Annotated in this window: 17 protein-coding genes; 11 read left to right on the forward strand and 6 right to left on the reverse strand. The window is 60.0% G+C overall.

Translation table 11 applies throughout. From position 1 onward, the window contains the following. Nucleotides 1–199: 199 nt before the first annotated feature. Both DDF70_RS20590 and DDF70_RS20595 read right to left on the reverse strand, forming a co-directional pair. Nucleotides 200–730, reverse strand: a complete 531-nt coding sequence (locus DDF70_RS20590) for a gamma carbonic anhydrase family protein (protein ID WP_114946713.1) — start codon at nt 728–730, stop codon at nt 200–202. A 130-nt stretch (nt 731–860) separates the two neighbouring features. Next, entirely contained in the window at nt 861–1,547 is a 687-nt protein-coding gene (locus DDF70_RS20595; RefSeq protein WP_114946714.1) for a GntR family transcriptional regulator, read from the reverse strand. Nucleotides 1,548–1,812: 265 nt separating this feature from the next. On the opposite strand from DDF70_RS20595, the gene DDF70_RS20600 reads away from it, so the two are divergent. Genes DDF70_RS20600 through DDF70_RS20610 form a run of 3 tightly spaced genes read left to right on the forward strand, consistent with a single transcriptional unit; the run spans nt 1,813 to nt 5,465 of the window. Beyond that, a complete protein-coding gene (locus DDF70_RS20600; protein WP_114946738.1) occupies nt 1,813–2,607 on the forward strand; it encodes an enoyl-CoA hydratase/isomerase family protein in 795 nt (264 codons plus the stop codon). Nucleotides 2,608–2,658: 51 nt separating this feature from the next. Then, complete coding sequence (locus tag DDF70_RS20605) at nt 2,659–4,182, forward strand: malonate--CoA ligase (protein WP_114946715.1); 1,524 nt, start codon at nt 2,659–2,661, stop codon at nt 4,180–4,182. Nucleotides 4,183–4,232: 50 nt separating this feature from the next. Beyond that, entirely contained in the window at nt 4,233–5,465 is a 1,233-nt protein-coding gene (locus tag DDF70_RS20610) for a CaiB/BaiF CoA transferase family protein (protein WP_114946716.1), read from the forward strand. 660 nt (nt 5,466–6,125) lie between these two features. Here DDF70_RS20610 and DDF70_RS20615 read toward each other — a convergent pair. The 3 genes from DDF70_RS20615 to DDF70_RS20625 form a co-directional block, all read right to left on the reverse strand. Next, nucleotides 6,126–7,646, reverse strand: coding sequence for a tripartite tricarboxylate transporter permease (locus DDF70_RS20615; RefSeq protein ID WP_114946717.1), 1,521 nt, complete (start codon nt 7,644–7,646; stop codon nt 6,126–6,128). Between the two features lie 8 nt (nt 7,647–7,654). Next, complete coding sequence (locus tag DDF70_RS20620; RefSeq protein ID WP_114946718.1) at nt 7,655–8,149, reverse strand: tripartite tricarboxylate transporter TctB family protein; 495 nt, start codon at nt 8,147–8,149, stop codon at nt 7,655–7,657. 73 nt (nt 8,150–8,222) lie between these two features. Beyond that, complete coding sequence (locus tag DDF70_RS20625; protein WP_114946719.1) at nt 8,223–9,248, reverse strand: Bug family tripartite tricarboxylate transporter substrate binding protein; 1,026 nt, start codon at nt 9,246–9,248, stop codon at nt 8,223–8,225. 555 nt (nt 9,249–9,803) lie between these two features. On the opposite strand from DDF70_RS20625, the gene DDF70_RS20630 reads away from it, so the two are divergent. The 4 genes from DDF70_RS20630 to DDF70_RS20645 all read left to right on the forward strand — a co-directional run bounded on the left by DDF70_RS20630 (nt 9,804) and on the right by DDF70_RS20645 (nt 15,342). Beyond that, nucleotides 9,804–10,997, forward strand: coding sequence for a pyridoxal-phosphate-dependent aminotransferase family protein (locus DDF70_RS20630; protein ID WP_114946720.1), 1,194 nt, complete (start codon nt 9,804–9,806; stop codon nt 10,995–10,997). Between the two features lie 106 nt (nt 10,998–11,103). After that, nucleotides 11,104–11,529, forward strand: coding sequence for a GlcG/HbpS family heme-binding protein (locus tag DDF70_RS20635; RefSeq protein ID WP_114946721.1), 426 nt, complete (start codon nt 11,104–11,106; stop codon nt 11,527–11,529). A 171-nt stretch (nt 11,530–11,700) separates the two neighbouring features. After that, nucleotides 11,701–14,634: an FAD-binding and (Fe-S)-binding domain-containing protein gene (locus DDF70_RS20640; protein WP_245435581.1), complete on the forward strand. Its 2,934-nt coding sequence runs from the start codon at nt 11,701–11,703 to the stop codon at nt 14,632–14,634. A 42-nt stretch (nt 14,635–14,676) separates the two neighbouring features. Further along, nucleotides 14,677–15,342 (forward strand): GntR family transcriptional regulator, encoded by a 666-nt coding sequence (locus tag DDF70_RS20645; protein WP_114946723.1) that lies wholly within the window; start codon nt 14,677–14,679, stop codon nt 15,340–15,342. A gap of 2 nt (nt 15,343–15,344) precedes the next feature. On the opposite strand, the gene DDF70_RS20650 is transcribed toward DDF70_RS20645, so the two are convergent. Next, on the reverse strand, nt 15,345–16,229 hold the full coding sequence (locus tag DDF70_RS20650; RefSeq protein ID WP_114946724.1) for an AEC family transporter: 885 nt from the start codon (nt 16,227–16,229) through the stop codon (nt 15,345–15,347). A gap of 504 nt (nt 16,230–16,733) precedes the next feature. Here DDF70_RS20650 and DDF70_RS20660 point away from each other — a divergent pair. From DDF70_RS20660 to DDF70_RS20675, 4 genes are all read left to right on the forward strand, one after another. Further along, complete coding sequence (locus DDF70_RS20660; RefSeq protein ID WP_114946726.1) at nt 16,734–17,510, forward strand: FadR/GntR family transcriptional regulator; 777 nt, start codon at nt 16,734–16,736, stop codon at nt 17,508–17,510. Further along, nucleotides 17,500–17,910, forward strand: a complete 411-nt coding sequence (locus DDF70_RS20665) for an ATP-binding cassette domain-containing protein (protein ID WP_245435582.1) — start codon at nt 17,500–17,502, stop codon at nt 17,908–17,910. The genes DDF70_RS20660 and DDF70_RS20665 overlap by 11 nt, the downstream gene beginning before the upstream one ends. 136 nt (nt 17,911–18,046) lie before the next feature. After that, the gene (locus tag DDF70_RS20670) at nt 18,047–18,628 is read left to right on the forward strand and encodes an RraA family protein (protein WP_245435583.1); all 582 of its coding nucleotides are present in this window, start codon (nt 18,047–18,049) and stop codon (nt 18,626–18,628) included. Nucleotides 18,629–18,792: 164 nt separating this feature from the next. Continuing rightward, entirely contained in the window at nt 18,793–19,788 is a 996-nt protein-coding gene (locus DDF70_RS20675) for a tripartite tricarboxylate transporter substrate binding protein (protein ID WP_114946727.1), read from the forward strand. Nucleotides 19,789–19,861 lie beyond the last annotated feature (73 nt).

Here is a 19,861-nt window from a genome sequence, read left to right on the forward strand (position 1 = left end):
AGTTCGGTGACCAAATAGAGGTTCCCTCTTGGGGTCTTTGCTGCAGGTGACGCCCCAGCTCCCATTGAGGCGATGAGCATCACGTCGGGGTTGTTCAACACGAGCAGACTATCTTTCTGTGGTTCGGGTTTGACGCTGTTGCACTCAGGTTGCCACCTGGGCAGATCTCCTGGCCGTCTGACGGTAGTTGGGCTATGGGCTAGCTTATTCGCTTCAAGCCTTTGCTGAACCGCCGCCAGTTCGCCACATAACTTGCTGCGGATGCCTCTAACCTCTCTGCGGCAGCCGCATCTAGGACGCGCACGGCTCTCGCAGGTGCGCCGACAATCAGGGAATTGTCGGGAAACTCCTTACCTTCCGTGACCAGGGCATTAGCACCAACGAGGCAATTTTTCCCGATACGGGCGCCATTGAGGATGGTCGCCCCCATTCCAATCAGTGTATTGTCGCCTATCGTGCAGCCGTGAACGATCGCATGGTGACCGATCGTGACGCCTGCGCCAATCGCCAGCGGAAATCCGTCGTCCACATGCAACATCGCACCCTCCTGGATGTTAGTGCGGTCCCCTACCGAAATCGTATCGTTGTCTCCCCGCAAGACAGCCCCAAACCACACACCTACGTCCTGACCAAGGCGAACACGCCCGATGACATGGGCGTCTGGAGCAATCCAGAAGGCGCTGGCCCCCGGCAATTCGGGCTTTACGCCATCCAGTTCGTATATTGGCATTTCGCTTCCTCCTTCGTTTGCTCGTCGGAGATCTCGCTCCGTATCATTTGGCCCGTGTCGTGAATCAGGGAGGTGACGCTACACAGCGTGCCGGCGCAACCCGTCCGCACAAAGTCAGTCTTGAGCTACCTCAGCCCGATGCCGCCCGTCGCGCTGGCCTAGCCTGTTGCTCCGCAGGCGGCGCGCTCTCGGCGAAACCCGCGCGTTCAACCGCCTCACGCTTGTGCCGCAGGTGCCGGCGAAGGATATGCGAGAGCCCCGCGCCGTCCCGCCGCTGCAGGGCATTCAGGATTGCCTCATGCTCCTGCACCGCCAACTCCCAATGGGTCGGAGGCATGGGGGCCACGAACCGCGCCCGCCGAATGCGCGATGTCACCGACTCGTAGAGCGAGGCCAGCACCGCGTTGCCGGCGGCATCGACAATCGTTTCATGGATTGACCGGTTGCAGCGGTAGTATTGCGGCAAGTCCCTGTTGCGGTAATGCCCAACCATTTCCTCGTGCAGACTCGCAATTCGCTGGACCTGCTCGTCAGTGATACGCTGACAGGCGAGTTCTCCGGCGGCAGCCTCCAAGCTCTCGCAAACCTCAAAGAGATCCTGGACGTCTTTCTGCGTCAGCTTGGCCGCTCTTGCGCCCCGATTGGGCAACAGAACCACATAACCTTCAGCAGCGAGGACCTTCAGTGCTTCGCGCAGAGGCGTCCGGGAGATCCCCAGCGTCAGGCATAAGTCCCGCTCGGGCACGCGCGCCCCGGGGGCAATCTCACCCTCCATCAGCATATACCTGACCCGGGACACCACCTCATCATGCAACATTGCGTCTCAATCCTTATGCGTACCCACCTCGTTCGGTGTTGCCGACGGTACCAGGTAACGTCAAGGCTCATCTAGTTTGAATGCATTTATGCCACATGGGCTCCGAATTCCACAATTATAATCTTGCGTCCTCCAAATTTTGAATTCAAACTAGATCGGTTCTCAATCGAGCTTCCGGAAAGCTTCTGCATTGTGGTGACGCTGGCATTCAGGGATCTACGGAGCAGAGATGACAGGATTGAAACTGCCAATGGATACGACAACGATGCCGGCCACCACGCCGAGCGATGAAATTCTCTACGAGCGACGCAATGGGGTGGCGTTCGTCACCTTCAACAGGCCGCAGGCCCGCAACGCCTTCACCTTCGCCATGTATGAGCGCCTTGCGGAGATCTGCGTAGAGATCAACGAGGACCGGTCGATCCGAGCCATGGTGCTCACGGGAGCAGGGGGCAAGGCTTTCGCGGCCGGCACGGACATTTCCCAGTTCCGCGCATTCGACAGCCCGGAGGACGCCCTCGGCTACGAGGGCCGCATCGACCGCGTGCTGAACGCCCTCGAGACCTGTCGCGTGCCGACGATTGCTGCCATCGCCGGGGCCTGCACGGGCGGCGGGGCCGGCATTGCAGGCTGCTGCGACTTGCGGATTGCCGCCGACAATGCGCGCTTCGGCCTGCCGATCGCCCGGACACTCGGCAATTGCCTCTCCATGTCCAACTACAGCCGGTTCGCTGCCCTGATCGGCCCTGCCCGCCTCAAGGAAATGATCTTCACGGCCCGCTTGGTTGAGGCTCCTGAAGCGCTCGAGATCGGCTTGGTCAGCGAAGTCGTTGCCGATCCGGCCGCGCTGATGTCACGCGCTGAGGAACTCGCCCGCACCGTCGCGGGCCATGCCCCGCTCACCCTCCAGGCCTGCAAGGAGGCGTTGCGCCGGCTGCGGCCGACAATTCCTCCAGGCCAAGGCGAGGACCTGATCCTCATGTGTTACATGAGTCAGGATTTCCGTGAGGGCATCGACGCGTTCCTGAACAAGCGCCCTCCGAATTTCAAGGGCGCGTGAACCGCCCTTGGCTTTCTCTTTCCTGACAGCTAACGATAGGTTGATCCCGATATGACGACGCTGCTTCCGCTTTTCCATGTGCGCCCCGAGATAGCGGACAAGGTCTTCCTGGAGACGGGAGATGGCAGCACGCTCACCTACCGGCGCTTCTTTGCGATCACGGCCCGCCTTGCTCATGCCTTGAGAGGCTGCGGGGTGAAGCCTGGTGATCGGGTCGCCGTTCAGGTCGACAAGTCACCTGAAGCGCTCGCCCTCTATGTCGCCTGCGTACGTGCCGGAGCCGTCTACCTGCCGCTGAACACGGCCTATACCGCAAGCGAAATTGATTATTTCGTCGGTGACGCCGAGCCGCGCCTCGTTGTCTGCCGTCCTTCTGCCCAAACCGAGATCGGCGCCATTGCCGCCAAGGTCGGCGGCAGAGCCGAAACCTTGGGTACGGGCGGCGACGGAAGCCTTATGGCACTTGCGGCTGATCAGCCCGAGACCTTCGAGGATCACCCAGCCGGCCCAGACGATCTTGCGGCGATCCTCTACACCTCCGGTACGACAGGGCGCTCCAAGGGCGCCATGATGACCCACTACAATCTGGCTTCGAATGCTCTGACGCTGGTCGATTACTGGCGCTTCACGGCGGATGATGTGCTTCTTCACGCCCTGCCCATCTATCACACCCATGGATTGTTCGTGGCGACCAACGTGGTGCTCGCCGCTCATGCCTCCATGCTTTTCCTGCCGAAATTCGAGGCCGACGAGGTGATCCGGATTCTGCCGCGAGCCACCGCTATGATGGGCGTTCCCACCTTCTATACGCGCCTGCTGGAGCATCCGGATTTTACGCGCGGACACACCGCGCACATCCGCCTTTTCATCTCGGGATCGGCGCCGCTCCTGGCCTCGACCCATGACGAGTTCTCGGCGCGCACTGGCCATGCGATCCTTGAGCGCTACGGCATGACCGAAACGGGTATGAACACCTCCAATCCCTATGACGGTGACAGAATTGCCGGAACCGTGGGCTTCCCCCTGCCCGGCGTCGAATTGCGCATTGCCGATCCCGAAACGGGCCGGCAACTCGGCGCCGGCGAGATCGGCATGATCGAGGTGAAGGGCACCAATGTGTTCAAGGGCTACTGGCGCATGCCGGAGAAGACTGCGTCCGAATTCCGGCCGGATGGCTTCTTCATCACCGGCGACATCGGGAAAATCGACGAGCGCGGCTATGTCCACATTGTGGGACGTGGCAAGGATCTCATCATCACCGGCGGCTTCAATGTCTATCCGAAGGAAATCGAACTCGCCATCGACGCCGTCGAAGGCGTGCAGGAATCAGCGGTCATTGGTGTGCCGCATCCGGATTTCGGCGAGGGCGTGACAGCGATCGTGGTGCCTGTGAAGGATGCCGGCCTGACCGAGGAAACGATCATGGCGAGCGTGCGTGACAAACTTGCAAAATTCAAGCAGCCCAAGCGCGTGCTCTTCGTGAACGAGCTGCCGCGCAACACCATGGGCAAGGTTCAGAAGAACATGCTGCGCGAGCAGTACAGCACTCTTTACGAGCGCCGCCAAGTCGGCTGACAGGGTCGTATCTGTGTCCTGAGGCCAGTATTGCGACAACAGATGAGGGTATGATGGGTCCACTCAATGGAATGAAGGTCATTGATCTAACGCACGTCATGGCGGGGCCAACCTGCACACTCATGCTGGCCGACATGGGCGCAGATGTCATCAAAATCGAGAAATCCCCCGACGGTGACGACACGCGGCGCATGCTGCCTCCCAAGATCGGGGACGAGGCGGCCGCCTACATGATGATGAACCGCAACAAGCGAGGCATCGTGCTCGACCTCAAGACTGAAGGCGGAAAGAAGGTCCTGCGCCAGCTCGTGCAGACCGCCGACGTGCTCGTCGAGAACTTTGGTCCTGGCGTCATGGAGCGCCTAGGGTTTGGATACGAGGATCTCAAGAAGGAGAATCCCGGCCTCATCTATTGCTCTCTTTCGGGCTTCGGCCGGACCGGCCCCTATAAAGACCGGCGCGGCTTCGATCTCGTGGCCCAGGCCATGAGCGGCATCATGAGTTTCACAGGTGAACCGGGCGGAGCACCCGCCAAATGCGGTCCGCCACTCTCGGACATCACGGCCGGCATTCTTGCTGCCATGGGCATCCTCGCCGCATACGCCCACCGTCTCAGGACTGGCGAGGGTCAGTGGGTCGAGACCTCCCTTTTCGAAGCGGCCCTCGTTCAGACCTACTGGCAATCGGCGATTGCGCTTGCAACCGGTTCCGCCCCCAAGGCCATGGGATCGGCGCATCCGCTCAACGCCCCGTACCAAGCCTTCCAGGCGTCGGATGGCTGGATTGTCGTCGGTGGCGCAAACCAAAAGAACTGGCTGCGCACGCTCGACGCCATCGGCGCACCCGAGCTGGCCGATGATTCCCGGTTCCGGACCGGCGCTGACCGCATGGGGAATCTGCCCGAACTCGAGGCGAAACTCGCAGAGCGCTTCCGCACCAAACCGGCAGCGTATTGGCTCGAAATTCTCGATGAGAAGGGCGTACCCTGCGGACCCGTCTACGACATGCTGCAGGCCCTCAACGATCCTCAGACGGCCGCTCGCAAGATGTTGGTCGAGGTTGAACATTCGACGCTCGGCCCCGTCAAGACACTGGGCCTTCCCGTGAAGTTCTCCAGAACGCCAGGCGATGTCCTCAAGGGCGCTCCCGTCTTCGGTGAGGACACACGCGAGATCTTGAAGCAAGCGGGGTTCTCGGAGCAGGAGATTGACACCTTCCTGCTGGAAGGAGCCGTAGTCTGCGCCGAGATTGAAACTCAGGTGAAGCCGCGGAAAGCGAGTTAGGATCCGGAGCGGATCGCGGGGAAGCCCGCACTCGCTCTACAGTATGGGCCCCAAAAGTAGACCCCACTTTTGGGGGCAATCCGATGCTTCCATTTTAGCGAAGCGCATAGTTGGACGCCGAAAAGCGGGTCCAACGATGCGCTAGAGCATCGAACGCAAAAGTGGGAACCGGTTTTGCGTGTAAAGATGCAGGAAAACAAAAGCTTAGAGCATTGGACGTGAGTTCGAATTTGCGTCCGATGCTCTAAAGCTGTTTTCCCTTCCGTTTTGCACTCTGGTTCATAGAACTATGTGCGTGAATGCGGGTAAGGGCGTCGCCAATATCGGCGCGATCCGCATCGTTCTCCTCTCAAAGCCGAGATGGCCGACATCGGAAGATTTCGCTGCGAGACCGGCGTAGTAACGCGCGTGAAGAAGCAGGCGAAAAAACTCGAACGCCAGCCCCATATTAGCATGGCAGCAGGCGTTCACATTTAAGCACCCCATCGTTTCTGATGAAGACGGGGACCTAATCCTGGCATGATCTCTCTCGGTGAGTCGGCGCCGATTATATTTGGCCCTCCCTTCACGCATTGAAGATAGCGAGAATATATCCGCTCTGTAGGATAGGCAGCGATGCCGCTGCGAGCTATCACCCGCAGCGGCATCGCCCTTTTCCATTCAGTTCACTGTCTTAACTTGACCAAGGCGCAGCATGTTCGCGCGTCTGATCAGTCTGGCCAAAAGCGGCCAGGTCAGGAGGAGCGTCGCCAGGATGGTGATCGTGCTCACGAGCGGGTTCGAGAAGAATATACTCAAGCTGCCCTGCGACATCAGCATGGACTGGCGGAAGGCATCCTCAGCCTTGTCGCCGAGCACGAGAGCGAGCACGAGCGGCGCAATTGGGTAGTCGAGCTTCTTGAACACGTAGCCGACGATACCGAAGATGAAAGCAATCCACAGATCGGGCTTCGATGAGGCGACCGTCCATGCACCGATGAAGCAAATCACCACAATCAGCGGACCGATGATTGCGAATGGTATGCGCAGGATGGACGCGAAGAGAGGCACCGTCGCGAGGACGAGGATCACAGCCACGACGTTGCCAATATACATCGAGGCGATCAGGCCCCAGACGAAGTCGGGCCTCTCGACGAAGAGCATCGGCCCCGGGTTGAGTCCCCAAATCATCAATCCGCCCATCATCACGGCAGCGGTAGCGGAGCCCGGAATGCCCAGCGCCAGCATCGGCAGCATGGCGGCCGTGCCAGCACCATGGTCGGCGGTTTCTGGTGCGATGACGCCCTCCGGTTCGCCGCTTCCAAACTGGTCACGCCGACGCGAGAACCGTTTGGCCAGACCATAGCTCATGAAAGATGCCGCAGTGGGTCCGCCCGGTGTGATCCCCATCCAGACGCCGACAAGGCTTCCCCGCAGCAGCGCGACCCAGTACCGAGGCATCCGGACGAGCGTCTCCAAGACGCCAGCAAGGCTTACCTTTGCCTTTACTCCGTCGAATTTGAGACCCTCCTCCATCGTGAGCAGAAGTTCGCCAATCCCAAAGAGGCCGATCACGACGATAAGGAAGCTGATGCCGCGCAGCAGCTCGTCGAACCCGAAGGTCAGCCTCAGGCTGCCGGAAATCGTATCCATTCCGACCGTTGCGAAGGCGAAGCCCAAGAGAATAGAAACGATTGTCTTCGAAGGCTGCGCGGCCGACAGGCCGACAAAGCTTGCAAAGGCCAGGAAATAGACGGCGAAGAACTCAGGCGATGAAAACTGGAGCGCGAAGCTCGTCACCCAGCCCGACAGAAGCGTCGTGACGATGACCCCCATCATTGCGCCGAACCCAGCCGACAAGAAAGCAAAGGAGAGCGCTTGAACGGCCTGGCCCTGCTTGGCCATGGGATGCCCGTCAAAGGTCGTGGCGACGGAGGACGGCTCGCCTGGAATATTGAACAGAATCGACGTGGTGGAGCCGCCGAACAAGGCCCCCCAGTACATGCTGGTGAGAAGAATGATGGCTCCAACCGGATCCATCGTATACGTCAGCGGCAGCAGGAGCGTCACTCCATTTGGAGCCCCCAGCCCCGGCAACACACCAACCAGGATACCGAGCAGCACGCCAATCATCATCAAGAACACGTGCTGGAACGTCAGCGCAACCGCAAAGCCATGGAAAAGCGACTCGATATTGGCCATAAAACACCTCAATAAAGCCCGAGCAGAGCTTCGAGCGGGCCCGTCAGCAGGGGCACCTTGAACCAGATCGGAAATATGAGCCGCATCGCGACCGCAACAGCGAGCGCGAGGCCGATGGCATAAACGGGCCGGTAGCCTCCCTGAAAGATCATGACGAGTGAAAGGTAAAGTATCGTCCCGACATAAAGACCAAGAAAGGAGGAGACAACCACGAAGCCCAAGATCGGCAGTCCGAACGCAAGAACGCTCCGCATCTGCACATTCGTGACGAAGGTGGAATGGTCGGCACTACGGTGCCAGAGGGCAAAAACGAGATTTGTGAGACTCGCCAAGACGATGAGTACGCCTATACGGAACGGGAAGTAGCCTGATGCAGGCCCGGAGTCCCCCCATCCGATGTCGTGCTCGACAGCGCCCCACATGACGGCTACGCCAACGATTCCGGTGACAAGCGCCGTTGCCACCTCCATGCTTGTGCGCGATATGAGCGCTCGTTCGTTCATCACCGAACCTACCTCCTGTTTGAAGGATGAAAGGCACGGTCGTTGCCCGTGCCTTTCATGAGGACCCGACGGTTCAGTTCACGAGCCAGCCTTCCTCTTCATAGACCTTGCGGGTGCGCTTCTCGTCCTCGTCGATGAAGGCCTTGAGCTCGGCGCCGGCAATGTAACGACCCGTCTGCGCCGTCTTGGTGAGATAATCCTTCCACTCGGGCGTTTCGGTCACCTTTTTCAGGACGTCCGCCCAGAAGTCGACAGCCGCCTGTGGTGCGCCCGGCGGAAGCGCAACCGTGCGGGGCATCTGATACGACTCGATGCCCGCCCCCTGCTCCTTGCAGGTCGGGATATCGTGCCAGCTCTGCGTCTCGGTGACCTTCGGTCCCGAGGCCATGCGTTCTTTCGAGAACACGCACAGCGCCTTCAGCTGACCAGCCTTCCAGTGGCCCACGCTTTCGCTTGGATTGTTAACGTGGGACTGTACGTGCCCACCCGTGAGCTGGACCGAGGCCTCGCCGCCGCTTTTGAACGGAAGATAGATGAACTTCGCACCTGTATCCTTCTCGATCAAGCGGGTGAGAGTCTGGTCCGTATCCTTCGACAGAGCCCCTGCCATCTTGAAGGTGCCATTCGCTTCCTTGGCCGCCGCGGTGTACGACTTATAGTCTTTGTATGGGGCGTCGCCCTTTGTCCACAGCACGAACTCGTCGAACACCATCGCAGCCACGGGCATGAAATCCGTGTGCTTGAACGCCACTTTGGCAACCATGGGCAGCGTGTACAAGTTTGACGTTCCGAATGCGAGCTTGTGGCCATCCCCCTCGGCCGCCTTCACATAGACAAAGGTCTCGGCTCCGCTGCCCCCGCCCTTGTTCGAAACCAGGATCGGCTGGTCGATCAGATGGTTGTTTTGGATCGCCAATTGCACTGCACGTGCAAAGATGTCTGTTCCGCCGCCCGGACCGGCCGCGCCGATAAACTCCACCGGCTTGGTAGGTTTCCACTCAGACTGCGCTAATGCCGGCGCATTCCCCAGTGCCAGCGCCATGGCAGCAGACGCGAAGATGCCGAGCGCACGCGGCGCATCAATACCCTTTAGGATCATACTTTCCTCCTTGCGCGTGCGCCGGTGTGGCGGACGCAACGTCACGTTCCCCACTCGCCACCTTCTTTGAATGGCTTTGCCGTTATTCTTATTGTTGAAGGAATTATGAATTCAAAAAAGCGCGGGTGACAAGCCTTTTCTTTCAAAGCAAGCGTCGTGAGGACCGCTTTGTTTTCGAGTCGCCGAAGCGAGCTGGGCTCGGCGCTATATTACAGACTGGCGCTCAGGTGGGGGTTCGCTGAGCCGCTCGTATCGCAGGTCCTGCGAGGAATCTCAAACATGGTCGGACAGTTGCGCAATGAGGATTCCGGCTCGCTCCGGAACAAAGGTTGATCTGTGAGAGCGGAACGCGGCCAGAATAGAAGGAATTGCCTCCCTCCTTGCGGCGCAAATGGGTGTCCGCGATCGGGACGTGCCGTCCTGCCGCCTCTCTCGGAGATATGCAGGTCGACAGTCTGGTGCTTGGCGAATTGACTCGGTCCATTTTGCATTCATAATACATAAATCAAAATCAGAATGAGCGGGCCGACGAGCCCTATATTGGTGGAGGATCCCATGAGCTATCAAGCTGGTCGGCACTTTCTTCAGATTCCAGGCCCCACCAACACTCCATTGCCGGTGCTCGCCGCCATCGCGAAGCCGACCATCGATCATCGCGGACCGGAATTCGGGCAGCTTGGCCGGGAGGTGCTGTCGAGCATCCGCACGATCTTCAAGACCAAGCAGCCGGTGATCATCTATCCAGCCTCCGGCACCGGCGCCTGGGAGGCCGCCCTCGTCAATACCCTCTCGCCCGGCGACAAGGTTCTGATGTTCGAAACGGGATGGTTCTCGACCCTCTGGAACAAGATGGCCAAGCGCCTCGGAATCGAGGCGGAATTCATCAAGGGGGACTGGCGCTCCGGCGTCAGGGCCGACGCGATCGAGGCGCGGCTGGCCGAGGACAAGGCTCACATCATCAAGGCTGTTGCCGTCGTGCACAACGAGACCTCGACGGGAGTGACCTCCAACATTGCCGCGGTGCGCCGGGCTATCGACAATGCCGGCCACCCTGCCCTGCTCCTCGTCGACACGATCTCGTCTCTCGGATCCATTGATTACCGCCACGACGAGTGGGGCGTAGACGTGACCGTCGGTGGATCGCAGAAAGGCCTGATGCTTCCTCCGGGACTATCCTTCAACGCCATCTCCGAAAAGGCGCTCGCTACCGCAAGGAAGGCAAAGCTACCCCGTTCGTTCTGGGACTGGGAAGACATGCTTGCGATCAACGAGAAGGGCTTCTTCCCGTACACTCCGTCGACGAACCTGCTGCAGGGACTGCACGTGGCCATCCGTATGTTGCACGAGGAAGGTCTTGAGAACGTCTTCGCTCGCCATGATCGTGCCGCCGAGGCAACCCGGCGCTGCGTGCGCCATTGGGGCCTTGAAATTCAATGCCAGAATCCGGCGGAGTACTCATCATCACTCACCGCCGTTCGACTTCCAGAGGGACACTCCGCCGATAACCTGCGGGCAGAAATCTTAACCCGCTTCAACATGTCCCTTGGCAATGGCCTTGGTCCTCTTGCAGACCGGGTTTTCCGGATTGGACATCTTGGCGATTTCCACGACCTGATGGTTACGGGTGTGCTCACCGGCGTCGAGATGGGCCTGCGCCTATGCGGCATCCCTCATCGTTCCGGCGGTGTCGACGCCGCCATGAGCTATTTGAGCGGCAATGCCGGACCCGCGGCCCAGGCTGCCGAATAACATATTCGCCGGTTGAGGGTTTGGGAACGGTCGAAGCGCCGACCGTCTCTCATCCTCCGCGCGGTCATTACAGGAACGGGAATAAACGCATGTCGGAGTTCGTTCCATGCTGATGCTTAAGGTCGCCCAGGAGATCATCCTTGCTGCTCTCGAAGAGGCTGAAAGGCGCAAGCTGAAGCCGCTGGCTGTTGTGGTCCTAGACAGCAGGGGCAGCGTCAAGGCTTCCGCCTCTCAGGATGGCACGTCATTGCTGAGGGAGAAGGTTGCCCACGGAAAGGCGTTCGGAGCCTTGGGCCTCGGCCTTGGGTCGAGGGCGATCTTCAACCGCGCTCAGGAGCAGCCCTACTTTGTTTCTGCCGTCAATGCGATTGCAGGCGGTTCGCTCGTGCCGGTACCGGGCGGTGTCCTCATCAAAAGCGATGATGGAGAGACCCTTGGCGCCGTGGGCATCTCCGGTGATGCGTCCGACAACGACGAGGCATGCGCCGTTACTGCAATCAAGGCCGTGTCCTTGCAGCCGGACGCAGGCTAGAGGCCCCGAGATAACCCGTGGCCTTCCAATAGTCGGGTGATGGAGTGAATGCCCCTGCTTGCAGGACGTTCCGGGAATGAAGCACCCACCGGCGGACGTCTTTAGACGGAATGTCGATTCCGCATTTGGCATTAGCAAATTCGGAGCGCCCCGATGGCGCTGGAGGATTCCATGCAGGGAAATTTCACATATCCGTCACCCCGCGGGCGAAATCTGGGCCTGGAGCGGCAACTCACAAATGCGCTCGAGGGAGGTGTCAGCTTCGACGCTTTCACCCGTGGACGATATGCGACAGACGCCTCGGTGTACCAGATCATGCCCGTTGGCGTGGTATTCCCGAAGGGGCCATCAGATATCGAAGCGACCCTCAAGATTGCCCGTGAACATGGGGTTCCGGTCATCGCCCGCGGGGCCGGGACATCCCAAAACGGACAGCCGATCGGAGCCGGACTCATTCTCGACTGCAGCCGGATCTTCAACGCGATCACCGCCTATGATCCCGAGGCCGGGACCGTCACGGTCGAACCTGGAATCGTGCTGGAGCACCTCAATGCACGGCTCAAGGCTGACGGCCTGTTCTTTCCAGTAGAACCGTCGACAGCAAGCCGCTGCACGATTGGCGGGATGACCGGAAACAACTCTTGTGGCGCACGTTCCCTGCGCTACGGCAAGATGGTCGATAACGTCCTTGCCGTTTCGGCTCTCCTGACTGACGGAGAGGCGTTCACCGCCAGTGTTACTGGCCTCGCCGGCTCCGAACGTGCAACGCGTCTGTCGGCTGAGATGATTGCTCTCGCCCGTCGTGAGCGGGACGAGATCGAGCGCATGTTCCCTAAGGTGCAGCGCCGGGTCGGCGGATACAACCTCGATGCACTGCTGCATGAACAGCCGAACTTGGCACACCTGCTTGTCGGCTCCGAGGGCACGCTCGCCGTCACGACAGGCGTGACCTTGAAATTATCGACGATCCCGACGCATCGTGTCATGGGCGTGTGCCATTTCCCCTCGTTCCAGGCCGCCATGGAGACGACCCGCCACCTTGTGGCGCTGGATCCGACCGCCGTCGAACTCGTGGACAACAACATCCTAATCCTCGGAGCCGACATTCCCCTCTTCCGGCGAACGCTCGCCGATATCACGAAGGGGCAACCCAACTGCCTGCTTCTCGTCGAATTCGCAGGCGACAACCTGGATGCCCTTAAGATGGACTTGAGGCGGCTGGACCAGTGCATGGCGGACCATGGCTTCCCGGATGCCGTTGTCGGGGTCATCGAACCGCCTCGCCAGCGCCGGGTGTGGGAGGTCCGTGAAGCCTGCCTCAACATCATGATGTCCATGAAGGGAGACGGAAAGCCTGTGTCCTTCATTGAGGATTGTGCAGTCCCGCTGGAGCATCTCGCCGATTACACGGATGCGGTGACGGAGCTGTTCGAACGCCGCGGCACCCGCGGCACCTGGTACGCCCATGCCTCTGTCGGCTGCCTGCATGTCCGCCCCATCCTCAACATGAAGGACGACGCGGATATCGGCTCCATGCGCGCCATCGCCGAGGAGGCCTGCGATCTGGTGCGGCGTTTCAAAGGCTCCCATTCCGGCGAGCACGGTGACGGGATTTCGCGCTCCGAGTTTCACGAGCGCATGTTTGGAACCCGGCTCGTCCGCGCGTTCGAGACCGTCAAGGATGGCTTTGACCCGGACAACCAGCTCAATCCCGGAAAGATCGTCCGGCCCTATCGCATGGACGATCGCAGCCTGATGCGCTTCCCGCCTGGTTATGTTGCCGTAGAGCCTGCTGCGCCAGCTCTCGATTGGTCGGAATGGGGCAGCTTCGGCCAAGCCGTTGAGATGTGCAACAACAATGGCACCTGCCGGAAGACGCTAAGTGGCACAATGTGCCCATCCTACCGTGTCACCCGCCAGGAGCAGCACGTCACCCGTGGCCGAGCCAACTCCCTGCGTTTGGCTATCTCAGGCCAGCTAGGACTAGATGCGTTTACCTCTCCTGAGATGAAGGAGACGCTCGACCTGTGCGTTTCCTGCAAGGGCTGTAAGCGCGAGTGCCCCACTGGCGTCGATATGGCGAAGATGAAGATCGAGTTTCTTCATCATTATCATGCGCGTCACAGCCTGCCGCTCAAGGAGCGGCTGATCGCTCACCTCCCCCGCTACACGCCTTTCGCCGCCCTCCTCGCGCCACTCCTCAATCTGCGCGATACACTACCGTTTCTTGGGAAGGCGACGGAGCGCTGGCTCGGCTTCAGCGCACGACGCACGCTACCGAAGTGGCGCCGCCCCTGGAAGCAGTTGGGCAAAGTGGCAAGTCCAGATGACGTGGTCGGCGACGGCCGTGACCTCGTTCTCTTCGGTGACACCTTCAATCGCTATTTCGAGCGCGAGAACCTGGAGGCTGCGGAACGCGTCCTTTCGGCTGCCGGCTATCGCCTGCATCACGTCCTGCCGTCGAGGGGCAGCCGGCCCCTTTGCTGCGGCCGGACCTATCTCTCCGCCGGACTGGTGGACGATACGCGCAAGGAAGCCAGGCGCACCCTGGATACGCTCGCGCCCTATGTTGCCCGAGGCGCTCGGGTGATCGGCCTCGAGCCGTCCTGCCTCCTGACCTTCCGTGATGAATTTGCGTCCCTCCTCCCCAAGGAGGAAATCGAGCCGTTGGCGAAAGCCGCTTTCCTGCTGGAGGAGGTGCTGGCGACCGACCTGGAGACTGGTACGGCCTCGCTGCCGTTGAAGGACCAAGGTGGGCGAACCGCCCACCTGCATGGCCATTGTCACCAGAAGGCTTTTGGAATCATGGGGACGACCGAGGCCATCCTGCGCAAGGTTCCTGGTCTCAACGTGCAGACCATCGAGTCCAGCTGCTGTGGCATGGCAGGGGCGTTCGGCTATGGCACAGCAACGATTGACATCTCTTTCGCCATGGCAGAACTGTCACTGCTACCGGCGGTTCGGAAAGCGGGAATCGATGACCTTGTGGTTGCCGACGGTACGAGCTGCCGCCATCAGATCTACGATGGCGCCGGTCGCCAAGCGGTTCACGTCGTCCGCGTCCTCGACAATGCGCTCGCATCTCAGCACCAAGACACGCTATGAACATGATATACTGTCCCCACAAGCCATGCGGTTCGGTGCCCTATGGAAGCCACCCTCAGTATCAGTCGTCGCTACCTTCACGATGAAGTGGCCGAACGCTTAAGGGACCTGATCCGCTCCGGCGAACTCGAGCCGAAGTCGCGAGTCAATGAGCTCGAACTCGCAGAGCGCTTTGGAATTTCACGCACGCCGCTGCGCGAAGCGATCAAGATCCTGGCGACGGAGGGACTTCTCGAGCTTTTGCCCAATCGTGGTGCACGCGTCGCCAGCATCACGAACCGGGAAATCGACGAGATGATCGAGGTTGTGGCAGGGCTTGAGGCCATCGCTGCCGACCTTGCCTGCAAACGCATTACGGATGACGAGATCGCTGCGATTGAGGGGTTACATCAGCAGATGGTCGCAGCTTGGAAGCGGAAGGATAATCCGAGCTACTTTACACTCAACCGCCAGATTCATGAGGCAATCATGACGGCAAGCCGCAATGCGACATTACAAGGAATTTACGCGAATCTGTCGGGGCGCATTCAACGGACCCGTTACTCCGCTCACAAGACCCCTGAGCAATGGCGCAGGGCCGTCACTGAGCATGAGCAGATGCTCGAACTTCTGAAAGCCCATGACAGCGACCGTCTCGCAACGCTCATGCGCGATCATATCTACGGAAAAAAAGAAGTGATTCTGGCCGCTTACGGCGAAAACACCTGAGGTTAGGTTGGGGAACTCAGCCAAGCCAACAGCAGGGGGATCGTCGCGATGGATACCATTGTCGACAGCACGACCACGCCGGCCACCTCCTCAGGCTCGTTGTTCCAGCGCTGCGCGAATAGGTAGTTATAGACTGCGACGGGGTTCGCTGATTGCAGGATCAGAACGGCCTTCATGCTCCCAGCCAGATCGAACAGCGTTGCGACCAGAGTTCCGATCAGCGCCCCTCCCCCGATCCGAAATGCGGTAACCGCCGCCGCGCGACCGAATGAGTCCACCTTCAAGCGACTCAAGGAGGCTCCCAGCATCAACAACATCAGGGGAACTGTCAGGTTGCCGATCAGCACAAGGGTCTTGGCGACTGGTGCTGGCAGGTCGATCCCCCAGAAGGAGAGTGAGATTCCGACAGCGACGGCATAGAGCAGAGGCAAACGCAGCAATCCTCGCCAGTTCGCCTTGCCGGCCGCGATGGCTTGCCCAAACGTGTAGTTGGCGACCGAGGAGATCGAGAAGAACGCAATGGCATAGCCCAGCCCCTCGGTCCCGAAGGCATAAAGCGAGAGTGGCAGGCCAAGGTTTCCGGCATTGGGGAAGGCGATGGACGGCAGAAACGTCTGCATGCGCAGCCCCGTGATCCATAGGAGCAGTGCTCCAACGCCGGCAAAGAGTGCGATGGCTGTCGTGGCTGCCGCTGCTACGGCCGTAAAAGCCTCGAACGACAGGCGCGACGTTTGGAATGTGCTGATGACAAGGCAGGGGGTCGCTACATCGGCAATGAGTGCTGTCAGATCTCTTGATTCCAGATTGTATCCTAGGCGCGTCCACACGAACCCAATCCAGACCGTGATGAGGATTGGGAGAACCACCGATGCGATCAGCAGGAGCATAGGGGTGTCTGGCTGGCTGCGTGCGGCAGAGGACGGGGCATGGGAGATCCTGATGCATGAACAAGAGTTTAGGTCTCAAAACGACGCGGGCGGCACGACGCAGAGCGAGGCAGGCGCAAAGATTGTCAGACATCATGGGGCGTGTAAATGCCCACTTTTCCAGATCGCAAGCGGGTTTTCCGCCCCGGTGAAGAGCCCATCATCGGACGACTTCCCGACCTTCGCTGACCCAGATGCTGGCACTAACAGTCGCATTGTTACTAAGACGAGCGAGTTGGTAACCGCGGCCGAATAGCGTAGAAGTCTATTCGGGCCACTGTCATGTCTGGATGGCGATGCCGTGCTCAACAAAGTGACACGTGTTAAGCTCCAAACCAGCATTGAACCAATTGCTGATTGGTTAGGCTGCGGTTTACGTTAGCCTTGTTGATGCATGGCTACCTGCGTTCGAAGTTTGTGAAACTGGGTGCCAATAAGACAATTGGTTCACATTGACTACTCCTCATGTCAGCACCTATCCCCTTACCCGACAGTTCGAACTTTGCCTTGGGGCGCTTACGAGTTCTTCTTGAAGAAGGCTTCCTTGAGCCCGGCACTCGACTTCCAGCGGAACGGGCCTTAGCAGCGCAGATCGGTATCGGCCGGCGTGCCCTGCGGCGGGCGATGGAGGTACTGGAGACCGAGGGCCGCATCTGGCGGCATCAGGGCAAGGGCACTTTCCTGGGGCCCCGCCCGGTGCACCCACAGATGGGGCTGGAAGAGTTATCGAGCCGCACCAATCCCCTTGAGGTGATGAACGTGCGCCTGGAGATCGAGCCGATCCTTGCGCGTCTGGCCGCACTGTATTCTTCGAATGGTGACGTGGAGCGTCTCTCCCATCTTGTTCAGAGGACGGCTTCGAGTTCGGACGCGGACGCATACGAACTCTGGGACAGCGCCTTGCACCGGGCCATTGCGGAGGCTGCCGGCAATTCCCTGCTGCTGGCCATCTTCGATCTGATTGACCGCATCCGCCAGGACATGAACTGGCAGGCTTTGCGCGAGCGAGCGCGCTCCAAAGACAAGCTTTCGGCTCAGGTTGAGCAGCATCGGCAGATTGTTACGGCCATCGCCCAACGTGAGGCCCATGCGGCGGAGCAGGCCATGCGCGAGCATCTGGAACTGGTCCGGGATGGACTTGTCAAGGTCATGACGAGCCACCTGCCCGATTGCATCGACGGTGAAATTCCTGGAACAACAATGTCAACAGAACCCAAGAACCAGTTCCGCCATGGCACATGAAGCGGCACGCCAATCGATTGCACAGATCCAGACACCGAGCAGCGCTGCCTTGGTGTCTGAGCCGCCGCTGCTCGATGTTTGGGGGCTTTCCGTGCGTTTCGACGGCCCGCCCAAGGGCGTCAACGTGGTCGAGGACCTGTCCTTCTCCGTGAGCAAGGGCAAGACCCTGTGCATCGTCGGCGAATCCGGCTGCGGCAAGAGCGTGACGTCGATCGCCCTAGTGGGCCTCTTGCCGACGCCGCCGGCGCGGATCGTCGCGGGCTCTGCCATGTTCGACGGCCAGGACCTGCTGACGCTCACCGAGCGCGAGCGGGCGGATCTGCGCGGCGATCGGATGGCGATAATCTTCCAGGAGCCGACGACCTCGCTCAATCCGGCTTCCACCATCGGCGACATTTGAAGCGGCAAAGCTTGAAAAATGGAACAAGTGCTGTCTCCTGAAGTGTTCGCTGCCTTGGCGGCTGTTGATACACCGACGGTCTGCAACGCAATCGAGGTCGTCCTGGGCCATCGGACGGCGGAGGGCTTCAGAGCCAGTGCTTGCCGCCCATCCGAGCCTCCCTGCCATCGTGGGCTACGCCCGCACAGGGCTGATCCGAAGCTTGCAACCGGCCGAAGAATCGCCCGGTGCGGTGAGGGCACGCCGGATCGCCTATTACAGATATGTCGCGGCTCACGCCGGTCCCGTCGTGGTGGTTCTACAGGATATCGACTCCCGGCCCGGGCTTGGAGCATTCTGGGGTGAGGTCAACGTGGCGATCCATAACGGTTTAGGGGCCCGAGGCGTCCTCACCAATGGTTCGATGCGTGATCTCGGAGCTGTTGACCCCGGATTTCAGATCCTGGCTGGCTCCCTCAGCCCGAGCCATGCCTTCGTCCGCGTCGAGGCGTTCGATTGTCCAGTGGAGATCTTCGGACTGAAAGTCAGGCCCGATGATCTGCTCCATGCAGACCGCCACGGCGCAGTCATTATCGATCCCTACATCGCCCTGGAGCTTCCCCGCGCTATTGACCTTGTGACGAGAAAGGAAGCTCCTGTCCTGAAGGCTGCCCGTAGCCCAGGTTTCACTGTGGAGAAGCTTATAGAGGCTTGGGGTGCGGCGGAGGACGTCCACTAGAACCTCCGATCAAGAGCGACTTCCACCTTCGATACGATCGCAATAATTGTGGGGCCAACTTAGAGCAAATGAGTTGCCCCGCTGGGAAGGTCACGTAAGATACCTTTAGGTCAAACGCCGGGAACAGGCGAGGCCATGGCTGGGGACTAGCCGGGAGGAAATGCATGACTTCATTTACGAGACGCGGTTTCGTCGCGTCAGCGTCCACTGTCCTTGCGAGTTCAGTGGTAGGACTCAAACCAAGCTTCTCACAATCCAATTATCCCAATCGGCCGATCACGCTGATCTGTCCATGGGGCGCAGGCGGCGGCACCGATGCGACCGCACGCATCATCGGGCAAGTGATGGAGCAGAAGCTCGGCCAGCCCGTGAACGTGGTGAACCGGACAGGTGGAAACGGTGTGGTCGGACATGCGGCGATCTCCAGCGCGACACCGGATGGCTACACGATCGGCCTGCTCACGGTCGAAATTGCGATGATGCATTGGCAGGGGATGACGGAGCTGACGCCGAGAAGCTACACGCCTCTGGCACTCATGAACGTCGATGCGCCGGCCATCCAGGTGAAGGCTGACAGTCCTTACAAGAACATCAAGGAATTGGCCGACGCCATCAAGGCGGCACCTCCCGGGAAGCTGAAAGCCTCGGGAACCGGCCAAGGCGGCATCTGGCACCTAGCCCTCGTGGGTTGGCTGCAATCGCTGGGTCTTCAGCCAAACCACGTGGCCTGGGTGCCATCGAACGGCGCCGCGCCGGGGATGCAGGATCTGGCCGCGGGCGGTATCGACATCGTGCCTTGCTCGCTTCCTGAGGCCCGGCCCATGATCGATGCAGGTCGCGCCAAGAGCCTTGCCATCCTCGCGCCGGAACGGAACCCGCAATTCCCGAACGTGCCTACGCTCGACGAACAGATGGGCCCCCACAAGTCTGTCGGGGTGTGGCGTGGCATTGCCGGCCCCAAGGGCCTCCCGGCGGACGTCCAGGACAAACTGGTTGCTGTTCTCAAGGACGTTTACGACTCCAAGGAATACAAGGAGTTCATGAGCGGTCGGGGCTTTGGGATCCAATGGGCCGAGAAAGCCGCATTCGGCCAGTTCATGGATGAGTCGGATCGGCAGATGGGCGAGGCCATGAAGGCCGCAGGCTTGGCCAAGGCATAGACGGAATGAGGCCGAAGCGGTCTCTGTCCTCGCATGCCCAACGGCGACGGCAGGTATGCGCTCCGTCCGGATG

The organism is Microvirga calopogonii (genome assembly GCF_003347665.1).
Classification (GTDB): domain Bacteria; phylum Pseudomonadota; class Alphaproteobacteria; order Rhizobiales; family Beijerinckiaceae; genus Microvirga; species Microvirga calopogonii.

Excerpts from the sequence above, each read along its gene's own strand:
- DDF70_RS20590 (WP_114946713.1), bottom strand. The coding sequence starts at position 730 with ATGCCAATATACGAACTGGATGGCGTAAAGCCCGAATTGCCGGGGGCC.
- DDF70_RS20595 (WP_114946714.1), bottom strand. The coding sequence starts at position 1,547 with ATGTTGCATGATGAGGTGGTGTCCCGGGTCAGGTATATGCTGATGGAG.
- DDF70_RS20600 (WP_114946738.1), top strand. The coding sequence starts at position 1,813 with ATGCCGGCCACCACGCCGAGCGATGAAATTCTCTACGAGCGACGCAAT.
- DDF70_RS20605 (WP_114946715.1), top strand. The coding sequence starts at position 2,659 with ATGACGACGCTGCTTCCGCTTTTCCATGTGCGCCCCGAGATAGCGGAC.
- DDF70_RS20610 (WP_114946716.1), top strand. The coding sequence starts at position 4,233 with ATGATGGGTCCACTCAATGGAATGAAGGTCATTGATCTAACGCACGTC.
- DDF70_RS20615 (WP_114946717.1), bottom strand. The coding sequence starts at position 7,646 with ATGGCCAATATCGAGTCGCTTTTCCATGGCTTTGCGGTTGCGCTGACG.
- DDF70_RS20620 (WP_114946718.1), bottom strand. The coding sequence starts at position 8,149 with ATGAACGAACGAGCGCTCATATCGCGCACAAGCATGGAGGTGGCAACG.
- DDF70_RS20625 (WP_114946719.1), bottom strand. The coding sequence starts at position 9,248 with ATGATCCTAAAGGGTATTGATGCGCCGCGTGCGCTCGGCATCTTCGCG.
- DDF70_RS20630 (WP_114946720.1), top strand. The coding sequence starts at position 9,804 with ATGAGCTATCAAGCTGGTCGGCACTTTCTTCAGATTCCAGGCCCCACC.
- DDF70_RS20635 (WP_114946721.1), top strand. The coding sequence starts at position 11,104 with ATGCTGATGCTTAAGGTCGCCCAGGAGATCATCCTTGCTGCTCTCGAA.
- DDF70_RS20640 (WP_245435581.1), top strand. The coding sequence starts at position 11,701 with ATGCAGGGAAATTTCACATATCCGTCACCCCGCGGGCGAAATCTGGGC.
- DDF70_RS20645 (WP_114946723.1), top strand. The coding sequence starts at position 14,677 with ATGGAAGCCACCCTCAGTATCAGTCGTCGCTACCTTCACGATGAAGTG.
- DDF70_RS20650 (WP_114946724.1), bottom strand. The coding sequence starts at position 16,229 with ATGCTCCTGCTGATCGCATCGGTGGTTCTCCCAATCCTCATCACGGTC.
- DDF70_RS20660 (WP_114946726.1), top strand. The coding sequence starts at position 16,734 with ATGTCAGCACCTATCCCCTTACCCGACAGTTCGAACTTTGCCTTGGGG.
- DDF70_RS20665 (WP_245435582.1), top strand. The coding sequence starts at position 17,500 with ATGGCACATGAAGCGGCACGCCAATCGATTGCACAGATCCAGACACCG.
- DDF70_RS20675 (WP_114946727.1), top strand. The coding sequence starts at position 18,793 with ATGACTTCATTTACGAGACGCGGTTTCGTCGCGTCAGCGTCCACTGTC.